The organism is Streptomyces sp. M41 (genome assembly GCF_043673425.1).
GTDB lineage: Bacteria > Actinomycetota > Actinomycetes > Streptomycetales > Streptomycetaceae > Streptomyces.
On the sequence record NZ_JBIMKE010000042.1, the window covers coordinates 49,900 to 60,239 of the forward strand.

Below are 10,340 nucleotides of genomic sequence, written 5' to 3' on the forward strand. Positions count from 1 at the left end.
ACACCGCACCGAGACGACAGCGAAAGGAGAGGTGACATGGCGAGTACCGCGGCCTGGGCACCGACGGAGATCAAGGCGGCCGAGGGCGGCGGCCCCGAGGAACTGCTGCGGCGCGTGGACGCCCTGGAAGGAGGGCTGACCGGCGCGCTGACACGGGAGAAGGCGCTGGTGTTCCGCGGTTTCGGCATCACGCCGGACACCCTGGACCCGGTGCTGGCCAGGCTGCTGCCGAACCGACTGGCCTACGTGCACGGCAACTCGCCGCGCACCAAGGTCGGGGGCAACGTCTACACCTCGACGGAGTATCCGCAGGAGTTCACCATCTCGATGCACAACGAGATGAGTTACGCCCACGCCTGGCCGGCCCGGCTGGCGTTCTTCTGCCAGATCACGCCCGGTGGAGGCGGCGCCACCCCGGTGCTCGATGCGGCGCTGTGGCTCCGGTCGCTGGACCCGGAGGTACGGGACGCCTTCGCGGGCGGAGTGCGCTACGTCCAGAACCTGCACGACGGTTACGGACTCGGAAAGAGCTGGCAGGACACCTTCGAGACGTCCGACCGGGCCGAGGTGGAGGCGTTCCTGAAGGGCGCCGGCGCCGAGTGGACCTGGCGGCGCGACGGCAGCCTGCGCGTCGAGTCGCTGCGCCCCTCCACCACCGTCCACCCGGTGACCGGCGCCGAGGTCTGGTTCAACCAGGCCGACCAGTGGCACCCGGCCGGCCTCGGCGACGAGACCGCGAAGGAACTCGCCCAGATCCTCTCCGAGGACGAGCTGCCCCAGTCGGTGACCTTCGCCGACGGCAGCCCCATCCCCGCCGAGTACGTGCTGCAGATCCGTGACCGGGGCCTGGACAACGCGGTCGACGTCGACTGGCACGCCGGCGACCTGCTGCTCATCGACAACCTGCTGCTGGCACACGGCCGACGCCCCTACACGGGCGACCGGCGGGTGCTGGTGGCGATGTCCGACTGACCGTCCGTGGTCCCCGTACCGGCCCTCATCGGTCCCGGACGCCGCGACGACCAAGCGAGTTGACCATGACCATCACCTCGGAAGAGATCCCCGCCGGCTGGCAGGGCAGCGGAACCGTGCCCGGCTTGTGCCGGCCGGACGCCCCCGGCACCGGCATCCACGCCTACCTCACCGAGCACCGCGCCGAACTGCGCGCACTGCTCGGCCGGCGCGGTGCGCTGCTGCTGCGCGGCTTCGACGTGGGCGGCGTCGACGGCTTCGACCAGACCGTGCGCGCCTTCTCCGGCACGCCCCCGCTGGCCTACGCCGAACGCTCCTCACCCCGCTCCACCATCAAGGGCCAGGTCTACACGTCGACGGACTACCCGCCGGCCGAGGAGATCTTCCTGCACAACGAGAACTCCTACCAGGCCGTCTGGCCCCGCACGCTGTACTTCTACTGCGTCGAGCCGCCCACCACCCAGGGAGCGACCCCGCTCGCCGACATCCGGCAGGTCCTGGCCGCCGTCGACCCCGACGTGCGGGCCGAGTTCGAGGCACGCGGCTGGCAGGTGGTGCGCAACTTCCACACCGGGTTCGGCGTGCCCTGGCAGGAGGCGTTCAACACCTCCGACCGGGACGCCGTCGTCGCGTACTGCGCGGAGCGGCGCATCGAGGCCGAGTGGCGGCCCGACGGAGGGCTGCGCACCACCGCGGTCCGCCGCGCGGTGCACCGGCATCCGGTCAGCGGCGAGGAGGTGTGGTTCAACCACGCCACGTTCTTCCACACCAGCACGCTGCCCGAGGAGGTCGGCGCGGGACTGCGCGCGATCTTCGACGACGAGGACCTGCCCACGCACACGTTCTACGGCGACGGCGGCGCCATCCCCGACGACGTGCTGGACCATCTGCGCGGCTGCTACCGCGGGGCGTCCGTCCGCTTCGACTGGCAGCGCGACGACGTCCTGATCGTCGACAACATGCTCGCCGCGCACGCCCGCGAGCCGTTCACCGGGCCCCGGCGGATCGCCGTGGCCATGGCGGAGCCGTCCGCGGCCTGAGCGGCCATGTGCCACAGCACCGCGGTCCGACCGCACAAGTACGTCCAGCCGACCCGCAGTTGGGAAGAGAGATGCTCACCACACACGGATCACGCATAGCCGCTCTCGCGGTCTACCGGCCCGCCCGCCTCGTGGCCAACGAGGAGCTGTCGCAGCGGACCACGGTCTCCCCGGAGTGGATCGAGAGCCGCACCGGCATCAAGACCCGCCACCACGCGGACGAGCAGGAGACCATCGCCGCGATGGCGGCGGCGGCCGGGGAGAAGGCGGTCGTCGAGGCCGACATCGACCCCGCCGAGGTGGACCTCACCATCGTGGCCAGCGCCACCCGCCGCGTCCGCATGCCCGGGGTGGCGCCCGAGGTCGCCAGCCGGATCGGCCTGCCGAACTCCGGTGCCTATGACCTGAACGCGGTCTGCGCCGGCTTCACCTACTCCCTGGCCATGGCCTCCAACGCGGTACGGCTCGGCGAGGCCCGGCACGCGCTGGTCATCGGCGCCGAGCGGACCAGCGAGTGGATCGACCCCAACGACCCGGACACCTTCGTCATCTTCGGCGACGGCGCCGGCGCCGCCGTGGTCTCGCGCTCCGAGACGGCCGGCATCGGCCCGGCGGTGTGGGGCAGCGACGGCGCGCGGCACGAGGTCCTCGGCATCACGGAGAAGGCCGACGGGCGCGAGTACGTCACGATGAACGGCCCGCTCGTCTACAAGTGGTCGACGGCCACCATGCCGGACGTGGCCCACCGGGCGTGCGCCGCCGCCGGTGTCTCCCTGGAGGACATCGCCTGGTTCGTCCCGCACCAGGCCAACAACCGGATCATCCGCACCCTGACGGACAACCTGGGCCTGCCGCAGGACCGCGTCGTCAACGACGTCGTGGACACCGGCAACACCTCGGCGGCGTCGGTGCCGCTGGCGCTCAACCGCCTCAAGGAGAGCGGTCGTGCCACCCCGGGCGAGAAGGTCCTGCTGCTTGGCTTCGGCGCCGGTCTGACATACGCCGGCCAGGTCGTCGACATGCCCTGACGGCACCGCCGTCCACTCGACCCTCTTCCACCGACCTTCACTCCTCACCTCCTCACCTCCTCACCTCCTCACAGAGACGGAACCACCATGACCAGAGACGAAATGATCGTCGAGATCATCAACCTCACCCTGCGCACCGCCCCGGACCTGGAGGGCGAAGTCACCGCCGACTCCAGCTTCGAGAACCTCGGCATGGATTCCCTGACCCGTATCGATCTGCTGGCGGCGGTGGAAAAAAACTTCGGTCTGTCGGTGCCCGACGACAAGGTCGCCGACCTGCTGAGGGTCAGTGACGTCGCGGACTTCCTCATGGCGTACAAGGCGGGAGTCTGAGCCATGACCCACATGGATCCCGGGAACGGGGCGCTGCCCCTGTCGGTGGGCCAGGAAGGACTGTGGCTCCTGCACAGCCTGGCTCCCGACAGCTCCACCTACCACCTCGCCGGGGGTGTCCGCATGGAGCCGGCGCCCGACCCCGAGATCCTGGGGCGGGCCGTCGACGCGGTCACCGAGCGGCATCCCATGCTCCGCTCGGTGTACGCGGACACCGAGGACGGCCCGCGGCGCCGCGTCCTGCCGCCCGGCGCCACCGGGCGCCTGACGGTCCGTGAGGTGCCCGGCGCCGGGGACGAGGAACTGCGCCGGATGGTCGACGCGGAGGTCGCCGCGCCGTTCCGCCTGACCGAGGAGGGCCCCTTCCGTGCCGTGCTGCTGCGGCGCGAGACGGACGCCGTGGCGCTGGTCGTCACCCACCACATCGCCACCGACGCCCTGTCCCAGTGGCTGCTCTGGCGCGACCTGCTCGCCGCCTACGCGGCCCTCGCCGAGGGCAAGGACCCCGGTCTGGAGCCGCCGGCCACCGACTTCGACCACTTCGTGGCGGCCGAGCGCACCCTGCTGGACTCGTCGCGCGGCGCCCGCCAGGCCGACTTCTGGCGGGAGCAGTGCGCCGGCTCGCAGGCCGCCGAACTCCCCACCGACCGGCCGCGTCCGGCCGTACCGGCGAGCAAGGGCACGAGTCTGGTGCGCAGGCTGCCCGACGCGCTCTCGGAGGGCATCCGGCGCGCCGCGGCCGACCGCGAGGTCTCCCAGTTCGCGGTGGCGCTCGGCGCGCTCCAGGCGCTGGTCAACCGCTGGACCGGCATGCGGGACTTCCTCATCGCCTGCCCGGCTTCCGTGCGCCGCTCCGCGGCCCGCGAGGTCGTCGGCTACTACGTCAACCCGGTGCTGGTACGCGCCGAGATCACCAGGAACGCCACCCTGGGCGAGGTCGTCGAGCGCGCCGCGGACCGGGTGAGGCAGGCCACCGCACGCGCCACCTATCCGTTCCCGCTGGTCGCCCAGGACGCCGGGGACGGCGGGCCGCTGTACCGGATCTCCATGACGATGGTCGCCACCGAACGCTTCGACGGCGGCATGGGGGTCGCCGCCGCCGGGGTGCCGATGCGGGTGGGCGGTCTCACCGTCACCTATCTGGAGATCCCGCACCTGGAGGGCCAGTGCGACGTGTCGCTTGAGGTCACCCGGGACGCCTGCGGCCTGACCATCGCCCTGCGCTATGACACGGCGCTGTTCGAACGGTCCACCATGGAGCGGCTGTTCGACCAGTACGTACGCTTCCTCGCCGCCGTGGTCGACGACGCGGACCGTCCCGTCGGCCGTATCCCGCTCACCGACGGCGACGACAAGCGGGCCCTGCTCGCCCTCGGCGGCCACCCCGGCGCCGTCTCATGAGCGCTCCCGTCCTCCACGGCATCCTCGACGGCGTCGGCGACACGCCCCTGGTGGAACTCACCGGGCTGCTGCCCCGGTTCGGCTCCCGGGTCTTCGCCAAGCTGGAGGCGTTCAACCCGGGCGGCAGTGTCAAGGACCGCTCCGCGCTCTCCATGCTGCTGGGCCGCATCCGCAGCGGCGACCTGGTGCCGGGCCGGTCCACGGTGGTGGAGTCCAGCTCCGGCAACCTCGCCATCGGCATGGCGCAGATCTGCCGGTACTTCGGCATCGACTTCATCTGCGTCGTCGACCCGAAGACCACCGAGCAGAACCTGGCCATCCTGCGGGCCTACCGCGTCACCGTCGACATGGTCACCGAGGTCGACCCCGAGACGCGGGCCTATCTGCCGACGCGCCTGAAGCGGGTACGGGAACTCGTCGCGACCATCCCCGGCGCCTACTGGCCCAACCAGTACGCCAACCCGCGCAACCCGCTGGCGCACGAGCGGACCATGCGGGAGATCGCCGAGGCCCTCGACGGCCGCGTCGACTACCTGTTCTGCTCCACCGGAACCGGCGGCACCCTCACCGGCTGCGCCCGCTACATCCGCGAACACCGGCTGCCCACCACCCTGGTGGGCGTGGACGCGCTGGGCAGCGTGCTGTTCGGCGGGGTGTCCGGACCGCGGCTGCTGCCCGGACACGGCGCGGCGGTGCGGCCCGCCCTCTTCGACCCGGCGCTGGCCGACGAGGTGGTGCACGTCTCCGACCTGGAGTGCGTGATCGGCTGCCGCACCCTCACCGACCGCGAGGCCATCCTCGCCGGCGGCTCCTCCGGCGCGGTCACCGCCGCGCTCGGCAAGTTCGCGGCCCGCATCCCGGCCGGCCGCAACGTCGTGCTGATCTTCCCCGACCGGGGCGACCGGTACCTCGACTCGATCTACTCCGACGACTGGGTGCGCGCCCACTTCGGAGAGGTCTCCCATCTGTGGCAGGAACCCGATCTCTTCATGGCGGTGAGCGCATGCTGATCATCGAACACGGGCAGGTGGCCGGGCTTCTGACCGGCCATGAGAAGGAGGTCGTGGACCTCGTCGCCGAGGCCTACGAACGCCACGACGAGGGGCGCACCGTACTGCCGCACTCCGTCTTCCTGCGCTTTCCCGACCGCCCCCGCGACCGGATCATCGGCCTCCCCGGCTACCTCGGCGCGGCGGCCGGCGACGAGTCGGCGGGCGGTGAGGTCGCCGGCATGAAATGGATCTCGTCCTTCCCGGGCAACATCGCGACCGGACACGAGCGCGCCAGCGCCGCGATCCTGCTGAACTCCCTGGAGACCGGGCACCCCGAGGCCCTGATCGAGGGCTCCCTCATCTCCGCCCGGCGCACCGCCGCCTCCGCCGCGCTCGCCTCCCGGCTCCTGCTCGACGGGCGCCGGCCCACCGGCGTCACCCTCGTCGGCACCGGCGTCATCAACCGCGAGGTGCTCCGCTTCCTCGCCGTCGTCCACCCCCACCTCGACTCGCTCGCCGTGTACGACACGGACCCCGAGCGCGCCGCCCGCTTCACCGCCGACCACGCCCGGCTGCTGCCCGGCGCCCGGGTACGGCACTGCGGCAGCCTCGACGAGGCCCTCGCCGCCCACGACCTGGTGTCCTTCGCGACCACCGCCGCCACCCCGCACACCGGCCTCGACGCCTGCCCGCCCGGCACCGTCGTGCTGCACGTATCACTGCGGGACCTGACCGTGCCCGCGATCCTCGGCGCCCACAACGTCGTCGACGATCCGGACCATGTGTGCCGCGAGAAGACCTCACCGCACCTCGCGCAGGAGCACACCGGCTGCCGGGACTTCATCCACGCCTCCATCGGCGCGCTGCTGAGGGGCACCGCCGCACCCCTGCCCCAGGACGGCAGGCCGGTGGTGTTCTCCCCGTTCGGTCTCGGCGTACTGGACCTGGCCCTGGCCCGGTTCGTCCGTGACGAGGCCCGCGCCCGAGGCATCGGCACCTCCGTCGAAGGCTTCCTGCCCGGCCGCTGGCCCTGAGGCCGGTCCTGCCCGAGGGCCCCCCGCACCGCAGTCCCGCACCTGATCAACACCTCTGGAGAAGAGATGTCTGTCCCGCTGCACGAACTGATCGCCCGTCAAGCCGTCCGTACCCCCCACGCCATCGCGGTCGACGACGCACAGGGGACGATGACGTACGAGCAGCTGGACCGGCACGCGAACCGCGTCGCGCGGCTGCTCCGCGAGCGGGGCGTCGCCCCGGAGGACCGGGTGGCGGTCGGCCTGCCCCGCCGGCTCGACCTGCCCGCCGTCCTCCTCGGCGTATGGAAGGCGGGCGCCGCCTACGTGCCGCTGGACGCCGCCCACCCCGCGGAGCGCACCGCCTGGATGGTGAAGGACAGCGGCGCCCGGCTGGTCCTGGCGGCGCGCGGCACGGCACCCGAGGGGCTGGACGAGACCGCCGTACTGCTTCTGGACGCCCCGGAGACCGGCCTAGGGGGTGTTGTGGAAGCCCCGCACAGCACCCACGGCGCCCGGCACGCACCCTCGCCGCACCGGCCAAAGACCCAAGTAGCTCCGCTACAAGGGCCTCCGTCCGGCACGCCGAGGGCACGCACCGAACACCGCGGGCACCGCACAGGACTTCCACAACACCCCCTAGACGCCCAGCAGGACTCCGCACCCGAGCCGCCCGCCGCCGACCCCGCGAGCGCCGCTTACCTGACCTACACCTCCGGCTCCACCGGCCTGCCCAAGGGGGTGCTGGTGGAGCACGCCGGCATCGCCAACCGGGTGTCCTGGACGGTGACGCGGCAGGGCCTCGGCGCGGACGACCGGATGGTGCAGAAGACGGTCCTCACCTTCGACGCCGCCGCTCTGGAGCTGTTCGCGCCGCTCGTCGCCGGCGGCACCGTGGTGATGGCACCGCCGGGCGCCGAGTCCGACCCGGCCCTGTTGGTCCGCACCCTCGACGAGCAGCGCGTCACCGTCCTCCAGGGCGTCCCGTCGGTGCTGCGGCTGCTCACCGAGGAACCCGGCTGGGCCCAGTGCACCGGGCTGCGGATGGTGTTCTCCGCGGGCGAGGCCCTCGACGCCGAACTGTGCCGCCGGCTGAGCGAGCCGACCGGCGCCACGGTGTGGAACACGTACGGGCCCACCGAATGCTCCATCGACGTCACCGCCCAGGAGTTCGACCCGGAGCTCCACACGGAGGCCGTGCCCATCGGCCGTCCCCTCGACGGACTGCGCGTCTACGTGCTGGACGAGGAGTTCGACCCCGTGCCCATCGGCGTCGTCGGCGAGGTGTACGCCGCGGGCACCGGCCTCGCCCGCGGCTACGCCGGCCGCCCGGCGCAGACCGCCGAACGCTTCCTGCCCGACCCGCACGGCGGCGACGGCAGCCGCATGTACCGCACCGGCGACCTGGCCCGCTGGCGTTCCGACGGCAGCCTCGCCTACCTGGGCCGCGTCGACCACCAGGTCAAGGTCAACGGCGTCCGCATCGAACCGGCCGAGGTGGAGGCCGCCCTGCACGCCCACCCCGAGGTGCGGGGAGCCACCGTCGGGGCGTACGTCACCGCCACGGGCACCCGCCTCGTGGCCCACCTGGTCGCCGGCCGCCGCATCCCCCGCGACGAGCTGCGCAGCTTCCTGCGGCGCCGGCTGCCCGAGCCGATGATCCCCGCCCAGTTCGTGCCCATGGACGCCTTCCCGCTGACCGCCAACGGCAAGGTCGACCGGTTGGCCCTGCCGGACCCGACGGCGGCGGAGGCCGCCACGCCCGGCGACACACCCGCGTCTGTGGCGCCCCGCACGCCCGCGGAACGGCTCGTCGCCGACGTGTGGGAACAGCTCCTCCAGGTGGAGAACGTCGGCGTCCACGACGACTTCTTCGCCCTCGGCGGTTCCTCCCTCGTCCTGACCCGCCTCGCCGTCGCCCTCACCAAGGCGTCCGGCGACGACGTCCAGCTGCGCGGCCTGTTCGGCGCGTCCACCGTCGAGGCGCAGGCCCGCCTCATCGAGGAGTCCCGGCCCTCCGTGCCCGAGGTGGTCCCGGTGGACCGCGGCGCACCGCTGCCCCTCTCCTTCGGCCAGCACCGCCTGTGGTTCCTGGACCGCATGCACCCCGGCAGCCCCGAATGGGTCGCCCCGCTCTTCCTGCGGCTGCCCGCCGGCACCACCGAGGCCGCCGTCCGCAGCGCCCTCGACACCCTGGAGCAGCGCCATGAGGCCCTGCGCACCCGCTATGTCCTCCGGGGCGAGGAACCCCGCCAGGTCGTCGTCGGTGCCCAGCCCGTCGAGCTCCGCGTGGAGGACGCCGGCGAGGCCGACCTGGAGCGGCTCTTCGGTGAGCAGTTCCGCCGCGGCTTCGACCTGACCGACGGCCCCCTGTGGCGTGCCCTGCTGGTCCGGGTCCCGCTCGGCGGCCCCGTCCTGCTGGTCACCGTCCACCACATCGCCAGTGACGGCTGGTCCACGGTCGTCATGGAGCGGGAGATCCGCGAACTGTGCGCGGCGGCCGGCGAAGGCCGTACCCCCGAACTGCCCGCCCCCGCCGTGCAGTACGCCGACTACGCCGCCTGGCAGGCGGCCCGCTCCGACGACGCCGTCCTGGACCGCGAACTCGACTACTGGAAGTCCGCCCTGCGCGGCATGCCCGAACTCCAGCTGCACACGGACCGACCCCGCCCGCCCCACCGCGACGGACACGGCCAGGGCGTCCGGTTCTCCGTCCCGGCCGGTCTCGCGGACGCCCTCAGCGGCATCGGCCGGCAGCACGGTGCCACTCCGTACGCCGCCCTGCTCGCCGCCTTCGCCGCGCTGCTGGCCCGCTACAGCGGTCAGGACGACTTCGGCGTCGGCAGCCCGGTGACCGGCCGACTGCGCCCGGAGACCCAGGACACCGTCGGCTTCTTCCTCAACTCCCTCGTCCTGCGCTGCGACCTGGCCGGCGACCCCACCTTCGCCGAGCTCCTCGAGCGCACCAAGGACACCGTGCTCTCCGGCTTCGCCCACCAGGAACTGCCCTTCGAACGGCTGGTGGACGAACTCCAGCCGGTCCGCGACCTGTCCCGCACCCCCCTCTACCAGGTGGCTTTCGACCTCCAGGACGAGGGCGCGACCTCGGTGGCCACCGACGGTGTCCTCATGGACGCCTTCCAGGGAGCCTGGCAGGTGGCCAAGACCGACCTGACGCTGTTCGTCTGGCGGCACGCCGACGGCTCCCTCACCGGTGCCTTCGAGTATGCGACCGCGCTCTTCGAGCACACCACCGTGGAGCGCATGGCCGACCACTTCGTCCGCCTGGTCCAGGCCGTCGTCGACGCCCCCGGCACCCCGCTCTCCGCGATCGACCTCACCACCGTCCACGAACACCGGCTCCTGCGCCTGTGGAACGACTCCGGGGTGTCGGTGCGTGAGGTTTCGGTGCCGGGGTTGATCGCCGAGCAGGTGGCGCTGCGGCCGGGTGCGGTGGCGGTGGAGTCGGGTGGTGCGGCGTTGTCGTTCGCGGAGTTGGATGTGCGGGCGAATCGTTTGGCGCATGCGTTGCGTGGGGCGGGTGTGGGTGCGGAGTCGTCG

At 72.4% G+C, this 10,340-nt stretch carries 8 protein-coding genes; all 8 read left to right on the plus strand.

The window, feature by feature from the left end; translation table 11 throughout:
• The first annotated feature begins 36 nt into the window (after window positions 1-36).
• The gene (locus tag ACHBTE_RS33390) at window positions 37-972 is read left to right on the plus strand and encodes a TauD/TfdA family dioxygenase (RefSeq protein WP_394729053.1); all 936 of its coding nucleotides are present in this window, start codon (window positions 37-39) and stop codon (window positions 970-972) included.
• 65 nt (window positions 973-1,037) lie between these two features.
• Window positions 1,038-2,012, plus strand: a complete 975-nt coding sequence (locus ACHBTE_RS33395) for a TauD/TfdA family dioxygenase (RefSeq protein WP_394729055.1) — start codon at window positions 1,038-1,040, stop codon at window positions 2,010-2,012.
• A gap of 71 nt (window positions 2,013-2,083) precedes the next feature.
• Complete coding sequence (locus ACHBTE_RS33400; protein ID WP_394729057.1) at window positions 2,084-3,040, plus strand: beta-ketoacyl-ACP synthase III; 957 nt, start codon at window positions 2,084-2,086, stop codon at window positions 3,038-3,040.
• 87 nt (window positions 3,041-3,127) lie between these two features.
• On the plus strand, window positions 3,128-3,373 hold the full coding sequence (locus ACHBTE_RS33405) for an acyl carrier protein (RefSeq protein WP_394729059.1): 246 nt from the start codon (window positions 3,128-3,130) through the stop codon (window positions 3,371-3,373).
• Window positions 3,374-3,376: 3 nt separating this feature from the next.
• A complete protein-coding gene (locus tag ACHBTE_RS33410; protein WP_394729061.1) occupies window positions 3,377-4,774 on the plus strand; it encodes a condensation domain-containing protein in 1,398 nt (465 codons plus the stop codon).
• Window positions 4,771-5,784, plus strand: a complete 1,014-nt coding sequence (sbnA, locus tag ACHBTE_RS33415) for a 2,3-diaminopropionate biosynthesis protein SbnA (RefSeq protein ID WP_394729063.1) — start codon at window positions 4,771-4,773, stop codon at window positions 5,782-5,784. The genes ACHBTE_RS33410 and sbnA overlap by 4 nt, the downstream gene beginning before the upstream one ends.
• On the plus strand, window positions 5,778-6,800 hold the full coding sequence (gene sbnB / locus ACHBTE_RS33420) for a 2,3-diaminopropionate biosynthesis protein SbnB (RefSeq protein ID WP_394729066.1): 1,023 nt from the start codon (window positions 5,778-5,780) through the stop codon (window positions 6,798-6,800). The genes sbnA and sbnB overlap by 7 nt, the downstream gene beginning before the upstream one ends.
• 66 nt (window positions 6,801-6,866) lie before the next feature.
• On the plus strand, window positions 6,867-10,340 hold a 3,474-nt coding region (locus tag ACHBTE_RS33425), incomplete at its 3' end, for an amino acid adenylation domain-containing protein (RefSeq protein ID WP_394729068.1).

Coding starts and splice junctions, on each gene's coding strand:
- sbnA (WP_394729063.1), top strand. CDS start 4,771: ATGAGCGCTCCCGTCCTCCACGGCATCCTCGACGGCGTCGGCGACACG.
- sbnB (WP_394729066.1), top strand. CDS start 5,778: ATGCTGATCATCGAACACGGGCAGGTGGCCGGGCTTCTGACCGGCCAT.
- ACHBTE_RS33395 (WP_394729055.1), top strand. CDS start 1,038: ATGACCATCACCTCGGAAGAGATCCCCGCCGGCTGGCAGGGCAGCGGA.
- ACHBTE_RS33405 (WP_394729059.1), top strand. CDS start 3,128: ATGACCAGAGACGAAATGATCGTCGAGATCATCAACCTCACCCTGCGC.
- ACHBTE_RS33400 (WP_394729057.1), top strand. CDS start 2,084: ATGCTCACCACACACGGATCACGCATAGCCGCTCTCGCGGTCTACCGG.
- ACHBTE_RS33390 (WP_394729053.1), top strand. CDS start 37: ATGGCGAGTACCGCGGCCTGGGCACCGACGGAGATCAAGGCGGCCGAG.
- ACHBTE_RS33410 (WP_394729061.1), top strand. CDS start 3,377: ATGACCCACATGGATCCCGGGAACGGGGCGCTGCCCCTGTCGGTGGGC.